Genomic DNA, 23,189 nt, shown 5'->3' on the forward strand with positions numbered 1-23,189 from the left:
GCATACCGCCACTGAGGGCATCGGAGCGGCGTCCGCCGGTGGCGGCCCGCGGACGGACCGAGGGGAAGGAGGACGACGGCATTGGGCAGGCGCTCAGGAGTGCTGGAGTTCGCCGTTCTCGGTCTGCTCCACGACGCCCCGATGCACGGGTACGAGCTGCGCAAGCGACTCAACGTCCTGCTCGGATCGTTCCGCGCGTTCTCCTACGGAACGCTCTACCCCTGTCTGAAGAGCCTGGTGGCCCAGGGTTTCCTGGTCGAGGACAACCCGGACGTCGAGTACGTCCCGGCCACCGCGCTCAACGGCAAGCGGTCCAAGATCGTCTACCGGCTCTCCGCCGAGGGCAAGCAGCGGTTCGAGGAACTGCTCGCCGACTCCGGCCCCGACGCCTGGGAGGACGAGCACTTCGGCGTCCACTTCGCGTTCTTCGGCCAGACCGACCGGGCCGTGCGGATGCGCGTCCTGGAGGGCCGCCGCAGCCGGCTGGAGGAGCGCCTGGAGCGGATGCGCAACTCGCTCGCCCGGGCGCGCGAGCGGTTCGACGACTACACCGTCGAGCTGCAGCGGCACGGCCTGGAGTCGGTCGAGCGCGAGGTCCGGTGGCTCAACGAGCTGATCGAGACCGAGCGGGCCAACCGCACCGGCCGGACCGGACCGACCGCCGGCGGGCCGGGCGCCGCAGTACCCGACAAGACTTCGGACGGCCGTGGCGAGGAGGCCGGATCCCCGGATCCGCCCGGGCCACCGTACGACCGCCCGGGGCGCTCCGCCCAGGAGCGCTGACCACCGCGTCAGCCCTGTGCCACGCGGCAGGAGTGGGCGCCTCGCGCGCCCGTCAAGCAGTCATCGAAGAAGCAGGACGAGTGCCGCCGATTCCCGGCGGCCCTCATGAGATCACAGGGAGCAACCGGAATGGGTTCGGTTCGCGTAGCCATCGTGGGCGTGGGCAACTGCGCCGCGTCGCTGGTGCAGGGTGTCGAGTACTACAAGGACGCCGACCCGGCCGGCAAGGTCCCCGGCCTGATGCACGTCCAGTTCGGCGACTACCACGTCCGTGACGTGGAGTTCGTCGCGGCCTTCGACGTCGACGCCAAGAAGGTCGGCTTCGACCTGGCCGACGCCATCGGCAACAGCGAGAACAACACCATCAAGATCTGCGACGTGCCGCCGACCGGCGTCACCGTCCAGCGCGGCCACACCCTCGACGGCCTGGGCAAGTACTACCTGGAGACCATCGAGGAGTCCGACGAGGCCCCGGTCGACGTCGTCCAGGTCCTCAAGGACCAGCAGGTCGACGTCCTGGTCTGCTACCTGCCCGTCGGCTCCGAGGCCGCGGCCAAGTTCTACGCCCAGTGCGCCATCGACGCCAAGGTCGCCTTCGTGAACGCCCTGCCGGTGTTCATCGCGGGCACCAAGGAGTGGGCGGACAAGTTCACCGAGGCCGGCGTGCCGATCGTCGGTGACGACATCAAGTCCCAGGTCGGCGCCACCATCACGCACCGCGTGATGGCGAAGCTGTTCGAGGACCGCGGTGTCATCCTCGAGCGCACCATGCAGCTGAACGTCGGCGGCAACATGGACTTCAAGAACATGCTGGAGCGCGAGCGCCTGGAGTCGAAGAAGATCTCCAAGACCCAGGCCGTCACCTCGCAGATCCGCGACCGTGAGCTGGGCGCCAAGAACGTCCACATCGGCCCCTCGGACTACGTGGCCTGGCTGGACGACCGCAAGTGGGCCTACGTCCGCCTTGAGGGCCGTGCGTTCGGCGACGTCCCGCTGAACCTGGAGTACAAGCTCGAGGTCTGGGACTCCCCGAACTCGGCCGGTGTCATCATCGACGCCGTGCGCGCCGCGAAGATCGCCAAGGACCGCGGCATCGGTGGCCCGATCCTGTCGGCGTCCTCGTACTTCATGAAGTCCCCGCCGGTCCAGTACTTCGACGACGAGGCCAAGGAGAACGTCGAGAAGTTCATCCGCGGCGAGGTCGAGCGCTGAAGCTCGGGCACTGAGCGCTGAACCCCGGCGCTCACCGCCACCGAACGGGTCCACGGTCCGCCGTGGGCCCGTTCACCTTTTCCCGGCGAATGTTTCACGTGAAACACAGGCCGGTTCCATGGCAGTCTGGGCGGGTGGCGATCACGGAGAACGGCAGCACCCACCAGTCCGCGCACCGCGCCACGCTCCTGGACCTGCTGCGCGGCCGCGATTTCCGCCGGCTGCTGACCGCCCGGGTGCTCTCCCAGCTCTCCGACGGCGTCTTCCAGGTCTCGCTCGCCGCCTACGTGGTCTTCTCCCCGGAGAAGCAGTCCTCCCCCGCCGACATCGCCTCGGTCCTGGCCGTGATGCTGCTGCCGTTCTCGGTGATCGGCCCGTTCGCCGGGGTGCTGCTGGACCGCTGGCGCCGCCGCCAGGTGCTCTTCTACGGCAACCTCGCCCGGTTCGGGCTCGGCCTGGTCACCGGGGCGCTGCTCCTGGCCGAGGCGCCGACCTCGCTGTTCTTCGCCTCGGCGCTGCTGGTCACGGCGCTCAACCGGTTCATCCTGGCGGGACTGTCCGCCGCACTGCCGCGGGTGGTGCGCCAGCAGCAGCTGGTCACCGCCAACGCGCTCTCCCCCACCCTGGGAACCGTCGCCGCGGCCTCGGGCGGCGGTCTGGGCTTCGTGCTGCACCAGGTGATGCCCCCCGGGCCGCGGGCCGACGCGGCGCTGGTCACCGTCGCCGCGCTGCTCTACCTCTCGGCGGCGCTGGCCGCCCGGCGGATGCACCGGGACCTGCTCGGGCCCGAGCACCACCCCGACCGCCCCGCGCTCGGCCGGGCGCTGGCGCAGGCCGCCCGCGACCTGGGCGCGGCCGTCACCCACCTGGTCCGGGACTGCCGGCCGGCCGTCCACGCGCTGGCCGCCGTCACCGCCGCCCGGTTCTGCTACGGCGTGCTGATCGTCATGGTGGTCATGCTCGCCCGGTACACGTTCAACGACCCGAACGACAGCGCGGCCGGGCTGGCCACCCTGGGCCAGGCGGTCGGCCTCTCCGCCGCCGGCTTCTTCGTCGCGGCGCTGATCAGCCCCTGGTGCACCCGGCGGATCGGCCTGGCCGGCTGGATGACGCTCTGCCTCGCCGCCCCCGTGGTCTTCGTGCCCGCGCTCGGGCTCGGCTTCTCACTGGTGCCCTGCCTGATCGCCGCCCTGCTGCTCGGCGTGGTCACCCAGGGCACCAAGATCTGCGCCGACACCGTGGTCCAGGAGTCGGTCGAGGACGATTTCCGCGGCCGTGTCTTCGCCATCTACGACGTGCTGTTCAACGTCGCCTTCGTGGCCGCCGCGCTGGTCACCGCACTGGTGCTGCCGCTCTCCGGCCGCTCGGTCGCGGTGGTGGCGGGCGTCGCCCTGGTGTACGCGCTCGCCGCCGTGCTCTACCTGCGGGCCGCGCGGCGCAGCGGCCCGCTCCCCGGTGACCAGGCGCTCTGAGGACCCTCGCACCCTCGAAACCGGCGGCGTCGGGCGGAGTCGCTAAGGTACGTCAGATCTGTCGGAGCGACAGCACTCTGTTCGGGGGAATCTGATGAGCACACCGCCCAGCCCTTACGGGCCGCCGCCCCAGTACGGCTATCCGCAGGCGCCACCGGGCGGCGCGCCCCAGGTCCCCCAGCCCTACGGTGCTCAGCCTCCGCAGTACGGCACGCCGCAGCCGGTCGCGGCCGGCTACGGCCAGCCGCCGGCCTACGGCCACCCGGGCGCACCGGCCCAGCCGGGCCCGCCCGCACCCCCGTACGGGCAGCAGCCCCCGTACGGCCCGCCGCCCGGCGGCCAGCCCCCTTACGGCCAGCAGCAGCCGTACGGTCAGCCGCCGACGGCGCCGCTGCCTCCGATGCCGGTACCGGCATCGGCTCCGGCGAAGAAGGGCAGTGCCAAGGCCAAGCTCAAGGTCGGCGTGGCCGTGGTCGGCGGCATCGCGCTGATCGTCGGCTACTTCGTCACCGGGCCGAGCGTCAGCAGCGCCTCGGCCGGCGACTGCGTCAAGGCGAGCGGCTCGCGCGACGTCGAGATCGTCAAGTGCACCGACGGCAAGGCGAACTACAAGGTGCTGGCCAAGCACACCGGCACCACCGACACCAACCGCTGCAAGCAGACCGCCGGCACCACCAGCACGGTCTCCGGCAAGAGCGGCCGCCGCTGGAACAAGAAGCGCTACGTGCTCTGCCTCGGCCCGCTGACCACCGGCGCACCGCCGGTCAAGAAGTCCTGACCCCTACGCCAGTCCGACCTTTCCACGGGGGAACCCCTTGTCCGTCCCACCTCCCCAGATGCCGTACGGCGCGCCACCGCCCGCCGACAGCAGTAACCCCTACGCCTTCGGCAACCCGTACGGCGGGCCGGCGCCCGCCCCGGCGGCACCCGCCCCGGGCGCGCCCGGCTACGGCTACCCGGCCGCGCCGCAGCAGGCCGCACCCGGTTACGGCGTGCCGCCGCAGGCGGCCCCGCCCGGCTACGGCTACCCGCAGCAGGCCGGGTACGCGCAGCAGGCCCCGCACGGCGGCCCGGTCTGCCGCTTCTGCGGCGGGTTCCCCGCCGTGGACACCACCGTCCGCGGGCACCAGGGCATCATCATCGTGATGCGGTTCCTGAAGCAGCCCGGGCCGTTCTGCCGCACCTGCGGCACCGCGGTGGTCCGCGACATGTCGGCCCGCACCCTGGTCCAGGGCTGGTGGGGCTACCTGTCCTCGATCATCACGCCGATCACCCTGCTGCGGAACCTCGCGGCGCACAACAAGATCAAGGACCTGCCGCCGCCGGCCCCGGGCACCCACGGCCCGCAGCTCGACCCCGGCGTCCCGCTGACCAAGCGGCCGCACATGCTGATGCTGCTGCTGCCGGTCCTCTCGATCACCTCGTTCATCATCCTGGTGACCACCGGCGCCCTGCTCGGCGCGACCGACCACGACAGCCGGCCGTACCGCCCGATCTCGCTGCCCTCGCCGACCGCGGTGACCTTCCCGCCGATACCGTCGTTCTCGATGCCGCCGATTCCCGAGATCACCACCCCCGGCGCGGCCAAGCCGTCCGCCCCGGCCGTGCCCTCCACGGTGCCCAGCGACATCGACCGCGCCAAGGCCGGCGACTGCCTGCGCAACGAGAACGGCACCAGCGCCACGCACGACCCCAACCCGCGGATCACGATGCTGCCCTGCAGCGACTCCCGGGCCCAGTACAAGGTGCTCCGCAAGCTGCTGGCCACCAGCGACGACAAGGGCTGCGACAACGTGCCCGAGTCGGACAGCAGCTACACCAGGACGTCCTCGTCCGAGGCGCTGAGCTACGTGCTCTGCCTGAAGGCGGTCAACGGCTGACCGCGGGCTCCCGCCACGGGCTGTACGACGGAAGGGGTGGCCCCGGAGGTTTCCGGGGCCACCCCTTCCGTGTTCCGGGCCTTCGGGGTCCGCGTCCTGCCGATCAGACCTGCCGATGAGCCCTGCCGGTCAGCCCTGCTGCTCGGCCCACCAGGCGCGGAGCGCGACGACCGCGTCGTCGTACTCCATCGGGCCGTGCTCCAGGCGCAGCTCCAGCATGTGCTTGTACGCCTTGCCGACCTGCGGGCCCGGCTTCAGCTCCAGCAGCTCCATGATCTGGTTGCCGTCCAGCGCCGGGCGCACGGCGTCCAGCTCCTCCTGGGCCCTCAGCTCCTCGATCCGCTTCTCCAGGCCGTCGTACGTCCGGGAGAGCGTCGCGGCCTTCTTCTTGTTCCGGGTGGTGCAGTCGGAACGGGTCAGCTTGTGCAGGCGCTCCAGCAGCGGCCCGGCATCGGTGACGTAGCGGCGCACCGCCGAGTCGGTCCACTCCCCACCGCCGTAGCCGTGGAAGCGCAGGTGCAGCTCGACCAGGCGCGAGACGTCGTCGGTCAGCTCCTTCGAGTACTTCAGCTCGCGCATCCGCTTGCGGGTCATCTTGGCGCCGACCACCTCGTGGTGGTGGAACGAGACCCGGCCGTCCGACTCGAAGCGACGGGTGCGCGGCTTGCCGATGTCGTGCAGCAGCGCGGCGAGCCGCAGCGTGAGGTCGGGGCCGTCCTGCTCCAGGTCGATCGCCTGCTCCAGGACGGTGAGCGAGTGCTCGTAGACGTCCTTGTGCCGGTGGTGCTCGTCGCGCTCCAGGCGCAGCGCCGGCAGCTCGGGCAGGACGTGGTCGGCCAGGCCGGTGTCGACGAGCAGGCGCAGGCCCTTGACCGGGTGCGCGGCCAGGAGCAGCTTGTTCAGCTCGGCCTGCACCCGCTCGGCGGAGACGATCGCGATGCGGTCGGCCATCGCGGTCATCGCGGCGACGACCTCGGGAGCCGGGTCGAAGTCCAGCTGGGCGGCGAAGCGGGCGGCCCGCATCATCCGCAGCGGGTCGTCGGAGAAGGACTCCTCGGGGGTGGCGGGGGTGCGCAGCACCCGGGCCTCCAGGTCCTCCAGGCCGCGGTGCGGGTCGACGAAGCCGCGACCGGGCAGGTCGACGGCCATCGCGTTGACGGTGAAGTCCCGGCGGACGAGGTCCTGCTCGATGGTGTCGCCGTAGGTCACCTCGGGCTTGCGCGAGGTGCGGTCGTACGCCTCGGAGCGGTACGTGGTGATCTCGATCAGGAAGGAGCCCTGCGGGGTGTCCTTGCGGGCACCCACCGTGCCGAAGGCGATGCCGACGTCCCAGACGGCGTCCGCCCAGCCCTTGACCAGCTTCAGGACCTGGTGCGGGCGGGCGTCGGTGGTGAAGTCGAGGTCGTTGCCGAGCCTGCCCAGCAGGGCGTCCCGGACCGAGCCGCCGACCAGCGCGAGCCGGTGTCCGGCCGCCTGGAAGCGGCGGGCGATCTCGTCGGCGACCGGGGAGACCCGCAGCAGCTCCTGCAGGCCCAGCATCTGCGCCTCGCTCAGGCCTGGTACGACCTGGGTGGCGGTGCTGGAATGATGGACGCCGGACTCGTGGGCGGTGGGCTCATTGGCAGTGGACACGGCTCACAAGGGTACGTGGCCCGAAGGCCCCCCTGCCCGCGCGTTTTGCGGCGCTCACCCCAAGCCCGCAACACTGCACCCTTGGCTGGATCGTTACCATGCCGGTGGAGCGGGTCGCGGGCACCGAAGAGGGCCCGCGGTGCCGCGCGCCGGAACGGCCTCCCGGATCGCGGGCGGCCGCACTTTCTTCACCGCTGATCCCCACGGCCGGCAGGTTCGGCCCGCAGGGCTTCCGCGACATCACAGCAGCACAGCAGCATCAGCAGCGAGCGATCGAGAACGGCGAGGGCGGAGCGCGTGAGCGAGCGTAGCGAGCGAGCCGACGAGAAGTGCGCGTTTCGCGAAGCGCCGGCCGAGCGCAGCGAGGTCGGCCGCGTCAGCGAGCGTAGCGAGCGAGCCGACGACAGGCGCGCGCTCCGCGTAGCGGCCACCGGACGGGGTCGTGGGCGGGGCCGCTCCGGGAAGCGCGCCGTGCGGCGGGTGGCGGCCGCGCTGGGCGCCGCGCTGGCGCTGCTGCCCGCCCTCCCGGCCGCCGCGACGCCCGCCGGGGGCCCGCGCCCGGCCTCCGAGTCCGGGGCCTCGGCCGAGGCCCCGGTGGTGATGACCATCGAGTCGGTCAACAAGCCGGTGGCCCTGCCCAACGGCACCGTGACGATCAGCGGGCAGATCACCAACGCCGGCAAGTCGGTGCTCAAGGGCGCCCACGCGGCGGTCCGCAAGCCGTGGTCGGGCAAGCCTCTCACCACGCGCAGCGAGCTGGCCGGCGTCGCCTCGCGGACCAACCCGGTCGGGGCCGACGGCATCGAGCTGGACAGCCCGCAGTACGCGCTGAACGAGCTGGCCCCGGGCCAGAGCCAGCCGTACACCCTGAGCGTCGCCGTGAACGACCTCGGGTTCTCCGCCGAGGGCGTGTACGAGCTGGCGGTGGACACCTGGGGTTCGACCGGGGACAACCAGCGCGACCGCGCGCTGGGCATCGCCCGCACCTTCCTCCCCTACGCCCCGTCGCCGAACGAGGCGCAGCCGTCGAAGGTCACCACGCTCTGGCCGCTGGTGCACGCGCCGGTGCTGGTCGCGCAGACCATGTCCGACAACGACCAGACCGTTCCGGTGCTGCGCGACGACAGCCTGGCCGCGGAGTTCGCGCCGGGCGGCCGGCTCTACGAGCTGGTCGAGACCGGTTCGTCGCTGTCCGGCCTGACCTGGGTGATCGATCCGGACCTGCTGGACACCGCGTTCGCGATGACCAAGCCGTACCGGGTGCAGAAGCCGGGCGCCGACAAGGGCGACAAGAACGGCAAGAAGAACAGCAAGCCCAAGCAGGCGGCCAAGGAGGAGAACACCGTCCTCCGCAACGGCTCCGCCGCCGCCTCGGCCTGGCTGAACAAGCTGCGGGCCGCGGTGGCCAAGCAGGGCAGCCAGGTGGTCTCGCTGCCGTACGCGGACCCCGACCTGGCCTCCATCGCGCACAACGCGGCCGAGCTGGCGGGCGTGGACACCGCGCTCGACAAGGCGGCCGTGGCGGGCCGGCTGACCGTCGAGTTCCGGCTGTCGGTCGACACCCGCTCGGACGTCGCGTGGCCCTACCAGGGCTACCTGGACCAGCAGATCGCGGCGCTGGCGCACCGCACCGGCAGCGGCACCGTCCTGGTGAACGGTGCGAGCCTGCCGGAGCCGGACGCCCTCAAGTACACCCCGACCGCCGTGCGGCCGATCGGCAACGGGCAGACCGCGGTGGTGGCCGACGAGGAGGTCTCCGCGCTCTTCCAGACGGACCTGAACACGCCGCAGGCGCAGACCCTGGCGGTGCAGCGCTTCCTCGCCGAGACCTTCGTGATCTCCCGGCAGGAGCCGCAGAACCCGCGCGGCCTGCTGGTGATGCCGCCGCGCGAGCTGACGGCCAACACGGCCAAGGTGCTGGCGACCGCCGTCCAGGCGGCGGAGGCCGGCAAGTGGGCGGAGCCGGTCAAGCTGGACGTGCTCACCCAGGGGGCGGCCGATCCGAAGGCCAACACCGCCGTCCCGCCCGCCGTCGACTACCCCGCCCAGGCGCGCTCCTCGGAGCTGCCGGCCGTCGACCTGAGCAAGACCATCGACATCCAGCACCGGCTGGAGACGCTGATGCGGGTGCTCACCCTGCCGCAGCGGGTGCGCGGTCCGTTCAGTGCGGCGATGGTCCGCTCGATGTCCACCGAATGGCGGACCCAGGCACCCGCCGGGTCGGTCTACCGCACCGGCGTGTCCGACTACCTCGACGAGCTGACCAACGCGGTGTACGTGCCGCACAAGAACGTGATCACCCTGGCCGGGGACACCGGCGTGCTGCAGGTCAGCGTCCGCAACGACCTCACCCAGGCGGTCACCAACCTCAAGCTGGTGGTGACCCCGACCCAGGCCAACCGGCTCCAGATCGGCCCGTCCGAGGAGCTGGTGCTCCCCGCCGCGCAGAGCGCCACCCTGCGGTTCCCGGCGCAGGCGCACAACAACGGGCCGGTGACGGTGACCGCCCAGCTCATGACCACCGGCCCGAACCCGGAGCTGTACGGCGAGCCGCAGACCTTCCAGGTCGAGGTCACCTCGGTGACCAACGGCGTGCTCTACGTCTTCGGCGGCGCCCTGCTGCTGCTCCTGCTGGCGGCACTGCGCTTCTTCCGGCAGCGCAAGCGCCGGGTGGCCAACGACGACGAGGGCGACGCGCCCCTGGACACCCCGCTCGCGGGTGCCCCGGCGGACGCCCAGGCGGAGGGCCGTACGGACGCCCCGGCCGAGAGCCGTGCGGGCACCCCGGAGGAGGGCCGTACGGGCGCCCCGGCGGAGGACGGGGCCGAGGAGGACGGCGGAGCGCCCGCCGACGGGCTCCCGGAACGCGGCGGAGCTGCGCAGACACCGCGCGGCAGCGGCGCCGATGGCCGGGATCGGGCCGCCAGTGATGAGAAGGTTGGTCCTTGATACCGCCGATACCCGCCCGACGCCGGGACGGCCTCCCCCACGACAGCGAAGAGGTGACATGACCGGGCGCAGCGAGGAGCGGCCGCCGGGCCGCGGTGAGGGCCGGCCGGGCGCCGAGTCGCCGTCCGGCGACTGGTACGTGGCCGACACCTACGCCCAGGACCCGTACGCCGCCGAGGCGTACCAGGGCCCGCAGGACGGCCAGGACCCGTACGGCCTGCGGGCCGACCGGCCCGCTGCGCCGCAGCAGCCGGCCGCCGCGTACGACGTGCCGCCGCAGCTGCCCCCGCAGGGCGGCGACTACCCGATGCCGGTACCGCCGGCGGCCCCGTTCTCCCCGCCGGTCCCGCCGGTGCAGCCCGGTTGGGACACCCCGGTGCAGCAGCAGCCGGCGGCGCCGCCCGAGGCCTGGCAGGGGGAGCGGGCCGGCTGGGAGCAGCCGGCGCCGGTCGGCGGCCAGTGGGGCGGGCCGCGCGAGGAGCAGCAGCAGTGGCAGCCGGGCCCGGCGCACTCCGCCTGGGACTCCGAAACCACCGAGTACGTGGGCGTGGACGCGCTCTTCGGCGGGGCGCGGGCCGAGCAGGCCGCCCCCGCCGGTCCGGTCGCCGAGGCCCCGGCCCGGCCGCCGGCCCAGCAGCCGCTGCAGTCCGGCGCGCCCCGGCCGCCCGCCGCGCCCGCCGCGTTCGCCCCGGCCGCACCGTTCCCCCCGGCCGCCGGGTACCCGGGCGGTACGGGCGGCCACGGCCACGGCGGCGGCCACCAGGACGGCCCGCAGGGCCCGGACGGGCAGCACCCGTTCGTGCCGCCGATCGAGTTCGACCCGCCGCTCTCCGAGGAGGAGGCCACCATGCAGGTGGCCGCGGTGCAGGTGCCGCCCGCGGTGGAGCCGCTGGAGGAGCTGGCCGCCGAGGAGCACGCGCCGAAGGCGCCCCCGGCGGGCGGCGGCGGCAAGGTCGCCAGCCTGCTCAACTCCAGCGCCATCATGGCGGCCGGCACCCTGGTCTCCCGCGGCACCGGCTTCCTGCGCACCATGGTGATCGCCACCGCGATCGGCATCGGCGTGATGGGCGACTCGTACAACGCCGCCAACACCCTGCCGACGCTGCTGTACATCCTGATCGGCGGCGGCGCCCTGAACGCCGTCTTCGTGCCGCAGCTCGTCCGCAGCATGAAGAACGACGCCGACGGCGGGACCGCCTACGCCAACCGGCTGCTCACCCTGGTGATGGTCGGCCTGGCCGGCGTCACCTTCGTGGCCGTGCTGGGCGCCCCGCTGCTGGTCCAGCTGATCGCCCATCCGCTGATGAAGGACCAGGCGAGCGCGGACACCACGGTGGCGCTGGCCCGGTACTGCCTGCCGACCATCTTCTTCATGGGCATCCACGTGGTGATGGGCCAGATCCTCAACGCCCGTGGCCGCTTCGGCGCGATGATGTGGACCCCGGTCCTCAACAACATCGTGGTGATCTTCACCTTCGGCGCCTACATCTGGGTCTTCGGCTCCTTCGGCAACCCCGGCGTCACCCCGGAGACGATCACCCCCGAGGGCGTCCGGCTGCTCGGCATCGGCACCCTGGTGGGCCTCGCCGTCCAGGCGCTGGCGATGATCCCGTACCTGCGGGCGGCCGGCTTCCACTACCGGCCGCGGTTCGACTGGCGCGGCCACGGCCTGGGCAAGGCCGCCCGGCTGGCCAAGTGGACGTTCTTCTTCGTCCTCGCCAACCAGGCCGGCTACCTGGTCATCACCCAGCTGGCCACCTCGGCCGGCATCGCCGCCCACGACTCCGGCCACGACGGCGTCGGCCTGGCCGCCTTCTCCAACGCGCTGCTCATCTGGCAGCTGCCGCAGGCGGTCATCGTCGTCTCGCTGATGAGCGCGGTGCTCCCCCGGCTCTCCCGGGCCGCGGCCGACGAGGACGCCGGCGCGGTGCGCGACGACCTCTCGTACGGGCTGCGCACCACCGCCGTGGCGGTCGTCCCGGCCGCCTTCCTGTTCCTCTCGCTCGGCCCGGCGATCGGCCGCTCGATCTACGCCGTGGGCGGCGGCGAGAGCGTCCTCAACGACGCCACCAACGTCGGCCTGATGCTCTCCGCCTTCGCCCTGGGCCTGATCCCGTACTCGGCGCAGTACGTGATGCTGCGCGGCTTCTACGCCTACGAGGACACCCGGACGCCGTTCTCGAACACCGTCTGGGTGGCGGCCTGCCAGGCCGTCTTCTCGCTGGTCTGCTGGCTCACCCTGCCCGCCGAGTGGGTCGTGACCGGGATGGCGTTCGGCTACGGTCTCGCCTACGCCGTCGGAGTGACGGTCGCGGTGCCAAAGCTGAAGAAGAAGATCGGCGGCCTGGACACCAAGCGGATCGGCAAGACCTACACTCGGCTGGCCACCGCCAGCGTGCCGGCCGCGCTGGTCGGCGTGGGCGTCAGCCTGGCGGTCCAGCAGGTTATCGGCGGCTGGCTGGGCAGCGTGCTCACCCTCGTGGTGGCGGGCGGCCTCCAGCTGGCGGTCTTCGTGCTGATCGCGAAGAAGCTGCGGATCGAGGAGTTGAACGCCATGCTGGGCATGGTTCGCGGCCGACTCGGCCGCTGATCAACCGCACCGGCCGGCCTCACCGGCGGGCGCCCTGACCGGGCGTCAACCGGAGGCCGGAGCCTTCCGCCCGACGGGCGAGGGCACACGTCAGTACTGGGCCGCCCTCCGCGCCCCGGGTCCTCCCGGGCCGGAGATGGCGGCCCAGTGTCGGATCTGCACCACATCTCTCCACCATCACGCAACCGACCGACCCTTCCAGCGGTCGTACCCGGTGGAGAAGAGTGGGCACAATTGTCCTGGAGCGCCGAGCCTCGGCCCGTCCGCTCCAGCGACTCTCTCAGGCCGGGGCGACACAAGGGGAGGCAGGACCACGGTGGCTGATGGCACCAAGGCGGTCGTCGACACGTCAGCAGCTGACGGGGCGACGGACGAGGCCGCACTGGCCGCGGCGATCGACGAGCTCGCCGGCGAGACGGCCCAGCAGTCCCCCGAGGCCGCGCGCACCGGGACCGCACCGGACGACGAGCCCTCTCCCGCACCCTCCTCCGAGGAGACCTCCGAGATCACCGCGCCGCTCTCCGCGGCCGAGATCCGCGCCGAGCTCGCCGCCGGCGGGGCGAAGGCGGCCGCTGCCGCGGCAGCGGCCCGGGACGCGGGCGCACGCCCGGCCCGCCCGCCGCAGGACCCGCAGCCCACGCACGACCCGCGCGACACCGGCACCCTGCCGCAGACCCTGCCGGCCCCGCTGCGGCACAGCGGGGACAAGATCGGCAACCGGTACCGGCTGGAGGAGTGCATCTCCCAGACCGAGACCTTCAGCAGCTGGCGGGCGGTCGACGAGAAGCTGCGCCGCGCCGTCGGCGTCCACCTGATGGCCTCCGGCCACCAGCGGGCCCGCCGGGTGCTGGCCGCCGCCAAGTCCGCCGCGCTGCTCGGCGACCCGCGCTTCGTCCAGGTGCTGGACGCCGTGCAGGAGGGCGAGCTGGTCTACGTCGTGCGGGAGTGGCTGCCGCACGCCTCCGACCTCGCCAAGCTGCTCGCCAACGGCCCGATGGAGCCGCACGAGGCGTACCAGATGGTCCGCCAGGTCACCGACGCCGTTGCCGCCGCCCACCGACGCGGGCAGGCCCACCTGCGGCTCACCCCGCGCTGCGTGCTGCGCACCGACAGCGGCCAGTACCGGATCAACGGCATCGCGGTGGACGCCGCCCTGCGCGGACTGCCCGCCGACGGCGACGCCGAGGACGCCGAGCGGACCGACACCCGGGCGATCGGCGCCCTGCTGTTCGCCGCGCTCACCCACCGCTGGCCGTACCCGGAGGACCGCTACGACCTCCAGGGCCTGCCCCGCAACCTCCGCGACGTGCCGCCGGACCAGGTCCGGGCCGGCGTCCACAAGGGCCTGTCCGAGCTGGCCGCACGGGCCCTCTTCGACCACCCCCCGCACCACGCCCGGCCGATCCGCACGCCGGAGGAGCTGGCCAAGGCGATCGCCCTGATGCCGCGCATCCGGCAGCCCGAACCGGAGCTGCCCGCCTTCAGCGCCCCGCCGCGCCACAACACCCACGCACTGCCCACCGCGCCCAACCCGACCCGGGTGGTCGCCGCCCCCGGCACCGCCCCGGCCCCCAACCGGCTCGCCCCGGTCCGGCGCACCCGCCGGCGGCTGCGCCGGGCGATCAAGGTGACGGCCTGGACGGTCGCCCTCGGCGCGATCGGCGTCGCCTCCTGGCAGCTGGTCGACAGCCTGCGCCACAACGGCACGGCCGTCGCAGCCGCCACCCCGGGGCCGTCCAGCGCCGCGCCGACCGTGCACGCCGCCACCCACACCCCGGTGCCGATCGAGGTCAAGGACGCGATCTCGTACAACCCGCTGGGCGACTCACCGGAGTCCACGTACCTGCTCCCGAAGTCCTTCGACGGCGACCCGAGCACGACCTGGACGACCAAGGGCTACAACGAACAGTTCGGCACCAAGCCGCCGCTCAAGGCGGGCACCGGGCTGCTGGTCGACCTCGGCTCCCAGCAGTCGGTCAGCACGGTGAACGTCCAGTTCGTCGGGAACACCATCGCCGAGCTTCGGATCCCGGGCCCCCAGGCCGCCGCGAACCCCGCCGCGGCCCAGCCCGAGGCCTTCACCGTGGCCGGGAAGAAGAGCGGCACCGGCGCCGAGTTCACCCTGGAGAGCCCGGTCACCACCCGCTACCTCTTGATCTGGCTCACCAGCCTGCCGAAGGATACGGACGGCAAGTTCCGCGGCTACGTCGCCGAGGTCAAGGTCTTCGGCTGACCGGCGGCGGCGCCAGGACAACGACGGCACCACGAGGGGTGGCAGTGACGGACGGCGCGGACCGGGTGGACGACGACGCGGCGCTGCTCGCCCGGCACGTCGCCGGCGACCGGGACGCCTTCGGCCTGCTGGTGAACCGCCACCGCGACCGGCTCTGGGCGGTCGCGCTGCGCACCCTCGGCGACCGCGAGGAGGCCGCCGACGCGCTCCAGGACGCCCTGGTCTCGGCGTTCCGCAGCGCCCACACCTTCCAGGGCCGTTCGGCCGTCACCACCTGGCTGCACCGGATCGTGGTCAACGCCTGCCTGGACCGCGCCCGGCGCACCGCCACCCGCCGCACCAACCCGCTGGACGACGACCCGCAGCGGCTGGACGCCCTGGTCGGCTCGGCCGAGCCGGCCGACTCCCCGGTGGTCCGGGCCGAGGTGCACCGGGAGCTGGCGGCGGCGCTGGCCGAGCTGCCGGCCGAGCAGCGGGCCGCGCTGGTCCTGGTCGACATGCAGGGCTACCCGGTCGCGGAGGCCGCCGAGGTACTGGGCGTGCCAGTGGGGACGGTGAAGAGCCGCTGCGCCCGGGGCCGGGCCCGGCTGCTGCCACTGGTCCGCCACCTCCGCGAGGACGGCGTCCGCACGGACGGCGCGGCACCGGCGGCGGGCGCCGTTTCACGTGAAACCGAGCGGGGGGCCGGCGGCACCGCCCCCGCGCCCCGGGGCGGAACCGCCCCACCGGGGAACCCGACCGGCGCCCGTACCGTCAGAAGGACAGGCCCGGACACCGCCCGGCCGGTTCTGGAAGGAGATGCGAGCACGCGATGACGGCCCCCCTCTCCTCCCCCGAGCCCACCGCGGCGCACCCCTCCGACGACGAGCTGGCGGACCTGGCCGAGGGGCTGATCGAGTCCGCCGCCGGGACCGAGGCGCTCCGGCGGCACCTGGACGGCTGCGCCGAGTGCCGTGGGACCGTCGAGGCCCTCGGCGAGGTCCGGGCACTGCTGGGCTCCGTCGAGCCGCCGACGGTGCCCGCCGACGTGGCCGCCCGGCTGGACGCCGCCCTCGCGGCGGCGGTGGCCGAGCGCGACGCGGCCGAGCACGACGCCGCCGAGCGCGGTGCGGCCGAGCGCCGTACCGACGACGGCGCCGACGGGCCCGCCGCAGGCCCGCAGAGCGCCCGGAAGGCCGCCCGGGGCCACCGGGAGGGCACGGCCCCGGCCACCCCGTCCCGACCCGCCCCCGGCCCCTCCTCGGCGCCCCTCGCCCCATCCGGCCGCCCACCCGGCCGCCCGGCCGGCCCGTCGGCGGGCACGGGACCGGGCCGCGCCCGGCCGCGGCGTCGCCGGTTCGGCCTGCTGCTCGGTGCGGCCGCCGTCCTGATCGGGGCCGGCCTCGGTGGCTCACTGCTGCTCTCCATGCCCGACCGGACCGCCACGGACACCGCCGCGGTCTCGGTCGGCGCCCCCGCGGCCGGCGCCGTGCCGAGCCCCGCCGCGAGCGCCGGGCCCGCCCGCAGCCCCAAGGCCGAACAGGCGGGCGGCGGCACCGTCTACCGCGACGACCAGCTGGCGGACCAGGTGCGGCACCTGCTCGCCGGCACCGGCCCGACCACCGACGGCCCGGTCAAGCCGGCGAGGCCCTCCACCACGACCGGCGGCGCACCGCCCGCCGACGCGCAACCGGGCATCGCCGGCGGCCAGAGCTCCCCGGCCTGCCCGGCGCCCGCGCCCGCCGACGCCCCGCTGCTCGCCACCGACCGGGGCAGCTACGCCGGCGCCCCGGCCGAGCTCCTGGTGTACGGGGTGCCCGGCCGGCCCGATCAGCTCGACGTCTACCTGCGCTCCCCCGACTGCGGGCCGGTCCTGGCGCACCACACCGTCGACGCCCGCTGAACCCGTCGGTAGGTACGGCCGCCCGGCCCGCCCACCGGAAGGGGCTCACCAAGGCCGGTGTCCACGGCCGGAATCGCACGTCGGGCATTCCACGGCGGATCGGCGGACCGGCCCCGTGCGATCCAGCCCCGGGGCTGCCGGCGCTCCCACACTGCGGGCACCTGGTACGGATTCGCCTGGGAATGCGGGAGACTGGTCAGTCGTTGTCCCGGGCGGCGGAGCAGGACCGCCCTCCCCGCACCTAGCGCGGGTCGCGATGCGAACCAGGAGATGCAGTGAGCGACGTCCGTAACGTGATCATCATCGGTTCCGGCCCGGCCGGCTACACGGCTGCGCTCTACACCGCCCGTGCCTCCCTCAAGCCGCTGGTCTTCGAGGGCGCCGTCACCGCCGGCGGTGCGCTGATGAACACCACCGAGGTGGAGAACTTCCCCGGCTTCCGGGACGGCATCATGGGCCCCGAGCTGATGGACAACATGCGGGCCCAGGCCGAGCGGTTCGGCGCCGAGCTGGTCCCGGACGACATCGTCGCGGTCGACCTCACCGGCGACGTCAAGACCGTCACCGACTCCGAGGGCAACGTCCACAAGGCCCGCGCCGTGATCGTCACCACCGGCTCCCAGCACCGCAAGCTCGGCCTGCCGAACGAGGACAAGCTCTCCGGCCGCGGCGTCTCCTGGTGCGCCACCTGCGACGGCTTCTTCTTCCGCGACCAGGACATCGCCGTGGTCGGCGGCGGCGACACCGCCCTGGAGGAGGCGACCTTCCTCTCCCGCTTCGCCCGCAGCGTCACGATCATCCACCGCCGGGACACCCTGCGCGCCTCCAAGGCGATGCAGGAGCGCGCCTTCGCCGACCCGAAGATCCGCTTCGAGTGGGACAGCGCGGTCGAGGCGATCCACGGCGACCCGAAGCTGACCGGCGTCACCCTGCGCGACACCACCACCGGCGAGACCCGCGAGCTGGCCGTCACCGGCCTGTTCATCGCGATCGGCCACGACCCGCGCACCGAGCTGTTCAAGGGCCAGCTGGAGCTCGACGCCGAGGGCTACCTCAAGGTCGAGTCCCCCTCCACCCGGACGAACGTCCCGGGCGTCTTCGGCGCCGGCGACGTCGTCGACCACACCTACCGCCAGGCCATCACCGCCTCCGGCACCGGCTGCTCCGCCGCGCTGGACGCCGAGCGCTACCTGGCCGCGCTGGACGACCTGGAGGCGCAGGCCGCCACCGTCGCGGTCTGAGCTCCACCCGATCCACCCCGCGGTGGTGTTTCACGTGAAACACCACCGCGCCACCCCGCACCCGCCAGGCAGAAACAGAACGGGCCCGCCCGTTGTTCACCTGGCAGCAGCCCCCTCCGTTCGATCCCGAGGAGTCCCCGTGGCCGGCGCCACCACCACCGTCACCGACAAGACGTTCGAGACCGACGTCCTGAAGAGCGAGAAGCCCGTACTGGTCGACTTCTGGGCCACCTGGTGCGGCCCGTGCCGCCAGGTCGCCCCGATCCTGGACGAGATCGCGGCCGAGCACGGCGACAAGCTGACCATCGCCAAGCTGGACGTCGACGCCAACCAGCAGACCGCCGCGCAGTACGGCGTCATCTCGATCCCGACCCTGATCGTCTACAAGGGCGGCGAGCCGGTGAAGTCGATCACCGGTGCCCGGCCGAAGGCCGCGCTGCTGCGCGAGCTCGCCGAGTTCATCTAGTCGGGTTCACCGAGGTTCCGGCCCGGCTGCGACCGGGACGACCTCAACGCCACGAGGGCGGGGCTCCCCACCGGGAGCCCCGCCCTCGTCGTTGCGTACCGACCCGGCTGCCCGCCCAGGCCCTGTCCGGCCCTGGAGCGGCCGGCCCTAGAACGGCCGGAGCGCGGGCTCCTTGCGGCCCCCGCCGAGGAGCCGCTCCAGCGCGACCTCCACGTCCCCGCGCCAGGAGAGCGTGGTCCGGGCCTCCAGCCGCAGCCGCGGGTAGCGCTGGTGCGGCCGGACCGTCTTGAAGCCCACCGCGAGCAGGTGCTCCGCCGGCAGGACGCAGCTCGTCGGCTGCCGGCCGACCGCACCGAACGCCTCGATCGCCTTCACCCCGCGGCCCACCAGATCCTTGGCCACGGTCTGCACCAGCACCCGGCCGAGCCCCTGCCGCTGGTAGCCCGGCAGCACCCGGCTGATCATCAGCTGAACCGCGTCCGGCGAGACCGGACTGGTCGGGAAGGACTGCGAGCGCGGCACGTACGCGGGCGGGGCGTAGAGCACGAAGCCCGCCGGGACGTCGTCCACGTAGACGATCCGACCGCAGGAGCCCCACTCCAACAGGACCGCGGAGATCCATCCCTCCTTCTCCAGCTCGGGCTTGCCCGACTCCACGGCCGCCCGTCCACTGACCGGATCCAGCTCCCAGAACACGCAGGAGCGGCACGTCGTCGGCAGATCCGCGAGGTTGTCCAGTGTCAGCGGAGCGATCCGGCGTCCCATGCCCCGCACCTCCTCGTCCACTCCACAGTCGAGCATTCCCCCCGAACGCCGATGGGTGCATGTTTCACGTGAAACACCGCTCACGTGGAACATGCACCCACCGGGTAGCGCCCTCGGCCCGATCAGCCCTGCGACAGCCGATCAGCCCTGCGACAGCCGGAGCCCGTCCTCGCCGGGGGCCAGACTGTCCAGGATCCGGTTGAGGTCCTCCACTGAGCCGAACTCCAGCACGACCTTGCCCTTGCCCAGCTTGCCGCCGCGCTGCGAGACCTCGACCTTGACCCGGGTGTCGAAGCGGTCGGAGAGCCGGCTCGCCAGGTCGTTGAAGGCCGGGGAGAGCAGCTTGCCCGCCTTCGGCCCGGCCGCCCGCGCCGGCTTCTCCTCGCGGTCCATCACCGCGACGATCTCCTCGGTGGTCCGCACCGAGAGGCCCTCGGCGATGATCCGCCGGGCCAGCTGGTCCTGCCGCTCGCCGTCCGGCACCCCGAGCAGCGCCCGGGCGTGGCCCGCGGTCAGCACCCCGGCGGCGACCCTCCGCTGCACGGCCGGCGACAGCTTCAGCAGCCGCAGCGTGTTCGAGACGTGCGAGCGCGAGCGGCCGATCCGGTCCGCCAGCTCGTCATGGGTGCAGGAGAAGTCCCGCAGCAGCTGGTCGTAGGCGGCGGCCTCTTCCAGCGGGTTCAGCTCCGCCCGGTGCAGGTTCTCCAGCAGGGCGTCCAGCAGCAGCTTGTCGTCCTCGGTGGCCCGGACGATCGCCGGGATCCGCTCCAGACCGGCCTCCCGGGAGGCCCGCCAGCGCCGCTCGCCCATGATGAGCTCGAAGCGCTCGGGCGAGACCTGCCGCACCACCACCGGCTGGAGCAGGCCCACCTCCTTGATCGAGGCGACCAGCTCGGCCAGCTTGTCCTCGTCGAAGACCACGCGGGGCTGGCACGGGTTGGGCGTGATCGCGTCCAGCGGCAGCTCCGCGAAGCGCGCGCCGTCCACCGGGGCGAGCTCCGACCCGGCGGACTCGGCCGCCCGGTCGGCCTGCCCCCGCAGGCTCTCCGCGGCGACCTTGGCGGCCACCGTGCCCCGCCCGGTCGGCAGCACCGGCACCGCGGTCGGCGACACCGTCACCACGGGCACCGTCGAGCCCGGCGCGGGCGTGGCGGTCGCGGGCTGCGCCGCCCCGCCGGCCGCCGGTGTGGCGGCCGGGATCAGCGCCCCGAGCCCACGTCCGAGACCCCTGCGACCACTCACCGATTGCCCTCCGTCGTACCGTGCTGTGCCATCGGGGCGCCGTGCCCCGTCTCGCCGACGCCCTGCGGCCGGCCGTTCTGCTGGCCGTCGCGCTGCTGGCCCACCAGCGAGCCGGCGGCCCCGGCGACGCCCGCCGCGCGCATCGCCAGCTCCCGGGCGGCCTCCAGGTAGGAGAGCGCACCGGTCGAACCCGGATCGTAGGTCAACACCGTCTGCCCGTAGCTCGGCGCCTCAGAGATGCGGACCGAGCGCGGGATCGCGGTGTGCAGCACCTCCTGCTGGAAGTGCGTCCGGACCTCCTCGGCGACCTGGGCGGCCAGCCGGGTGCGCGCGTCGTACATGGTGAGCAGGATGGTGGAGACGTGCAGCCCGGGGTTGAGGTGCGCCCGGACCAGCTCGACGTTGCGCAGCAGCTGACCGAGCCCCTCCAGCGCGTAGTACTCGCACTGGATCGGGATCAGCACCTCCTGGCCGGCCACCAGGGCGTTGACCGTCAGCAGGCCGAGGGAGGGCGGGCAGTCGATCAGGATGTAGTCCAGCGGCTGCTCGTAGGCGGCGATGGCGCGCTGGAGCCGGCTCTCCCGGGCCACCAGCGAGACCAGCTCGATCTCCGCGCCGGCCAGGTCGATGGTGGCGGGGCAGCAGAAGAGCCCCTCGACGTCCACCACCGGCTGCACCACGTCGGCCAGCGGCTTGCCCTCCACCAGGACGTCGTAGATCGACGGCACCTCGGCGTGGTGGTCGATGCCCAGCGCCGTGGAGGCGTTGCCCTGCGGGTCGAGGTCGATCACCAGGACGCGCAGTCCGTGCATGGCGAGCGAGGCGGCCAGGTTGACGGTGGTGGTGGTCTTGCCCACCCCGCCCTTCTGGTTGGCGACGACGATCACCCTGGTCGCGGCGGGCCGGGGCAGCCCCTCGCCCGCCCGGCCGATCGCCTGGACCGCAGCCTGGGCAGCACGCGCGATGGGCGTGTCATCGATCTGGTCGATGGTCTCCGAGTCCTGCATGGGGCTCAGTGTTTCACGTGAAACCGGAGCGGCAACAGTCGCCGCCCGGCTGCGAGAGAGGATTCCGGAAAGCAGGGAGCGACGTTTCACGTGAAACACCATGCCCGCAATGTCGGATTTCTGACGGTGCGACACTCCGATTGCCGGGTTGTCCCCCGAAACGACCAACGGGCGGGCGGTCCGGAGGACCACCCGCCCGTGTCGAGCGTCACCCGCGTCAGCGGCCGCGGCGCCGCCCGCCCCGACCGCGCTCGGCGCCCCGGGCGGCACCGGCGGTGCGCCCGGCCCGGGCCGCCTTGGCCCGCCGGGTGGCGGCCTTCACCCCGCCGGGGCTCTCCCCGGCCTTGACCTGGACCACCCGGGTCGAGGTCTCCAGGGTGCCCTCGCCGACCGAGATGACCGACCACTCGACCGCGCCGAGCTTGGCCAGCCCGGCCCGCGACTCCGCCAGCTCCTGCTCGGCGCTGTCGCCCTTGAGCGCCAGCATCTGGCCGTGCGGACGCAGCAGCGGCAGACCCCAGCCGGCCAGCCGCTCCAGCGGAGCCACGGCGCGGGCCGTCACCACGTCCACGGCCAGCTTGCCGACCATCTCCTCGGCCCGGCCGCGCAGCACGGTGACGTTCTCCAGCCCCAGCTCGCGGACGACCTCCTCCAGGAAGGTGGTCCGGCGCAGCAGCGGCTCCAGCAGCGTCACCGAGACGTCCGGGCGGGCCAGCGCGACCGGGATGCCGGGCAGCCCGGCCCCCGAACCGACGTCGCACAGGGTGGAACCGGGCGGCAGCAGCTCGGCCAGCACCGCGCAGTTCAGCACGTGGCGGTCCCAGAGCCGCGGCACCTCGCGCGGGCCGATCAGCCCGCGCCGGACGCCGGCCGTGGCCAGCAGCTCGGTGTAGCGGACCGCGGCGTCGAAGCGGTCGCCGAAGACCTCCCGTGCCACCGGCGGGGCCTCGGTCAGCTCCGCGGCCGCCGCGCCGTCGGCGACCTGGCCCTCGCCGGCCTGGTCCGCCTGGGCGGAACCGGCCGGGCCCTCAGCGGCCGAACCGCCGACGCCCGTCACCGGCTCACCGGCAGCCGCGCTCTCCGTGTCCATCTCGACCTCTCCGCTCCCCGGATCCACCGACCCGCTCTTCACACCGTTTCACGTGAAACATCTCCCCGCCGGGCCGTGACACCCGGCGGAGGGACGGCGACCCCGCCCGCACGAAGCGGACGGGGTCGCGTCCTCTTGAAGACCGCCGACCGCCGGGGCGGCCGTCGTCGACTCCGGGCTCAGACCGGCAGCACGACCACGCACCGCTGGGGCTCTTCGCCCTCCGACTCGCTGCGCAGACCGGCCGCGGCCACCGCGTCGTGGACGACCTTGCGCTCGAACGGCGTCATCGGCCGCAGCTTGACCTGCTCCCCCGTGCTCTTCGCCTGCTCGGCCGCCTGGGCGCCGAGCGTGGCCAGCTCCGAACGCTTGCGGGCCCGGAAGCCGGCAATGTCCAGCATGAGGCGGCTGCGCTCGCCGGTCTCCCGGTGGACAGCCAACCGGGTCAGCTCCTGCAGCGCCTCCAGCACCTCGCCGTCCTGGCCGACCAGGCGCTGCAGCGAGCGGTCGTTGCCGTCGCTGACGATGGAGACCAGGGCGCGGTCGCCCTCGACGTCCATGTCGATGTCACCGTCGAGGTCGGCGATGTCGAGCAGACCCTCCAGGTAGTCCGCCGCGATGTCGCCTTCCTGCTCCAGACGGGCGATGAGGCCCTCGTCGGCGCTGGCAGCGGCCTCGACCTCGACGGCGGAGGTGGTGCCTTCCGTCACTGATGGACTCCTTCGGGGATGGGCCCGGGTGGTGG

Annotated in this window: 18 protein-coding genes; 12 read left to right on the forward strand and 6 right to left on the reverse strand. The window is 73.4% G+C overall.

All coding sequences use genetic code 11. The annotated features are described in order from the left end of the window. Positions 1-81 precede the first annotated feature (81 nt). The 5 genes from RMN57_RS20015 (at position 82) to RMN57_RS20035 (ending at position 5,347) form a co-directional block, all read left to right on the forward strand. On the forward strand, positions 82-783 hold the full coding sequence (locus tag RMN57_RS20015; protein ID WP_313764714.1) for a PadR family transcriptional regulator: 702 nt from the start codon (positions 82-84) through the stop codon (positions 781-783). A 129-nt stretch (positions 784-912) separates the two neighbouring features. Beyond that, complete coding sequence (locus tag RMN57_RS20020) at positions 913-1,995, forward strand: inositol-3-phosphate synthase (RefSeq protein WP_313764715.1); 1,083 nt, start codon at positions 913-915, stop codon at positions 1,993-1,995. Positions 1,996-2,129: 134 nt separating this feature from the next. Continuing rightward, positions 2,130-3,467, forward strand: a complete 1,338-nt coding sequence (locus RMN57_RS20025; protein WP_313764716.1) for an MFS transporter — start codon at positions 2,130-2,132, stop codon at positions 3,465-3,467. Positions 3,468-3,561: 94 nt separating this feature from the next. Further along, positions 3,562-4,245: a hypothetical protein gene (locus RMN57_RS20030; protein ID WP_313764717.1), complete on the forward strand. Its 684-nt coding sequence runs from the start codon at positions 3,562-3,564 to the stop codon at positions 4,243-4,245. Positions 4,246-4,282: 37 nt separating this feature from the next. Beyond that, a complete protein-coding gene (locus RMN57_RS20035; protein ID WP_313764718.1) occupies positions 4,283-5,347 on the forward strand; it encodes a hypothetical protein in 1,065 nt (354 codons plus the stop codon). A gap of 129 nt (positions 5,348-5,476) precedes the next feature. Here RMN57_RS20035 and RMN57_RS20040 read toward each other — a convergent pair whose 3' ends face one another. Beyond that, the gene (locus tag RMN57_RS20040) at positions 5,477-6,886 is read right to left on the reverse strand and encodes a CCA tRNA nucleotidyltransferase (protein WP_313767891.1); all 1,410 of its coding nucleotides are present in this window, start codon (positions 6,884-6,886) and stop codon (positions 5,477-5,479) included. A gap of 564 nt (positions 6,887-7,450) precedes the next feature. Here RMN57_RS20040 and RMN57_RS20045 point away from each other — a divergent pair. From RMN57_RS20045 to trxA, 7 genes are all read left to right on the forward strand, one after another. Then, positions 7,451-9,928 (forward strand): DUF6049 family protein, encoded by a 2,478-nt coding sequence (locus RMN57_RS20045; protein WP_313764719.1) that lies wholly within the window; start codon positions 7,451-7,453, stop codon positions 9,926-9,928. 58 nt (positions 9,929-9,986) lie between these two features. Continuing rightward, positions 9,987-12,518: a murein biosynthesis integral membrane protein MurJ gene (gene murJ / locus RMN57_RS20050; protein WP_313764720.1), complete on the forward strand. Its 2,532-nt coding sequence runs from the start codon at positions 9,987-9,989 to the stop codon at positions 12,516-12,518. 316 nt (positions 12,519-12,834) lie between these two features. Further along, a complete protein-coding gene (locus RMN57_RS20055; protein WP_313764721.1) occupies positions 12,835-14,751 on the forward strand; it encodes a serine/threonine protein kinase in 1,917 nt (638 codons plus the stop codon). A gap of 44 nt (positions 14,752-14,795) precedes the next feature. Further along, the gene (gene sigM / locus RMN57_RS20060; RefSeq protein WP_313764722.1) at positions 14,796-15,566 is read left to right on the forward strand and encodes an RNA polymerase sigma factor SigM; all 771 of its coding nucleotides are present in this window, start codon (positions 14,796-14,798) and stop codon (positions 15,564-15,566) included. Then, positions 15,563-16,633: a hypothetical protein gene (locus tag RMN57_RS20065; RefSeq protein ID WP_313764723.1), complete on the forward strand. Its 1,071-nt coding sequence runs from the start codon at positions 15,563-15,565 to the stop codon at positions 16,631-16,633. Before sigM ends, RMN57_RS20065 begins: the two co-directional genes overlap by 4 nt. Before the next feature lie 275 nt (positions 16,634-16,908). Continuing rightward, on the forward strand, positions 16,909-17,874 hold the full coding sequence (gene trxB, locus RMN57_RS20070; RefSeq protein WP_313764724.1) for a thioredoxin-disulfide reductase: 966 nt from the start codon (positions 16,909-16,911) through the stop codon (positions 17,872-17,874). A gap of 139 nt (positions 17,875-18,013) precedes the next feature. Continuing rightward, positions 18,014-18,340 (forward strand): thioredoxin, encoded by a 327-nt coding sequence (gene trxA / locus RMN57_RS20075; protein WP_313764725.1) that lies wholly within the window; start codon positions 18,014-18,016, stop codon positions 18,338-18,340. A 147-nt stretch (positions 18,341-18,487) separates the two neighbouring features. Here the strand turns inward: trxA and RMN57_RS20080 are convergent, their stop codons facing one another. From RMN57_RS20080 to RMN57_RS20100, 5 genes are all read right to left on the reverse strand, one after another. Continuing rightward, the gene (locus RMN57_RS20080) at positions 18,488-19,105 is read right to left on the reverse strand and encodes a GNAT family N-acetyltransferase (protein WP_313764726.1); all 618 of its coding nucleotides are present in this window, start codon (positions 19,103-19,105) and stop codon (positions 18,488-18,490) included. A gap of 141 nt (positions 19,106-19,246) precedes the next feature. Next, on the reverse strand, positions 19,247-20,347 hold the full coding sequence (locus RMN57_RS20085; RefSeq protein WP_313764727.1) for a ParB/RepB/Spo0J family partition protein: 1,101 nt from the start codon (positions 20,345-20,347) through the stop codon (positions 19,247-19,249). Then, the gene (locus RMN57_RS20090) at positions 20,344-21,354 is read right to left on the reverse strand and encodes a ParA family protein (protein WP_313764728.1); all 1,011 of its coding nucleotides are present in this window, start codon (positions 21,352-21,354) and stop codon (positions 20,344-20,346) included. The genes RMN57_RS20085 and RMN57_RS20090 overlap by 4 nt, the downstream gene beginning before the upstream one ends. Before the next feature lie 217 nt (positions 21,355-21,571). Then, positions 21,572-22,444, reverse strand: a complete 873-nt coding sequence (rsmG, locus tag RMN57_RS20095) for a 16S rRNA (guanine(527)-N(7))-methyltransferase RsmG (protein ID WP_313764729.1) — start codon at positions 22,442-22,444, stop codon at positions 21,572-21,574. A gap of 179 nt (positions 22,445-22,623) precedes the next feature. Next, positions 22,624-23,154, reverse strand: coding sequence for a R3H domain-containing nucleic acid-binding protein (locus RMN57_RS20100; RefSeq protein WP_313764730.1), 531 nt, complete (start codon positions 23,152-23,154; stop codon positions 22,624-22,626). Between the last annotated feature and the right edge of the window lie 35 nt (positions 23,155-23,189).

Origin of the sequence: Kitasatospora sp. CM 4170 (assembly GCF_032110285.1) — a bacterium.
GTDB classification, from domain to species: domain Bacteria; phylum Actinomycetota; class Actinomycetes; order Streptomycetales; family Streptomycetaceae; genus Kitasatospora; species Kitasatospora aburaviensis.

Bases quoted from the DNA above. Each gene is read 5' to 3' on its own strand.
- RMN57_RS20020 (WP_313764715.1), top strand. From the start codon at position 913: ATGGGTTCGGTTCGCGTAGCCATCGTGGGCGTGGGCAACTGCGCCGCG.
- RMN57_RS20030 (WP_313764717.1), top strand. From the start codon at position 3,562: ATGAGCACACCGCCCAGCCCTTACGGGCCGCCGCCCCAGTACGGCTAT.
- RMN57_RS20040 (WP_313767891.1), bottom strand. From the start codon at position 6,886: ATGCTGGGCCTGCAGGAGCTGCTGCGGGTCTCCCCGGTCGCCGACGAG.
- murJ (WP_313764720.1), top strand. From the start codon at position 9,987: ATGACCGGGCGCAGCGAGGAGCGGCCGCCGGGCCGCGGTGAGGGCCGG.
- RMN57_RS20065 (WP_313764723.1), top strand. From the start codon at position 15,563: ATGACGGCCCCCCTCTCCTCCCCCGAGCCCACCGCGGCGCACCCCTCC.
- RMN57_RS20080 (WP_313764726.1), bottom strand. From the start codon at position 19,105: ATGGGACGCCGGATCGCTCCGCTGACACTGGACAACCTCGCGGATCTG.
- RMN57_RS20090 (WP_313764728.1), bottom strand. From the start codon at position 21,354: ATGCAGGACTCGGAGACCATCGACCAGATCGATGACACGCCCATCGCG.
- rsmG (WP_313764729.1), bottom strand. From the start codon at position 22,444: ATGGACACGGAGAGCGCGGCTGCCGGTGAGCCGGTGACGGGCGTCGGC.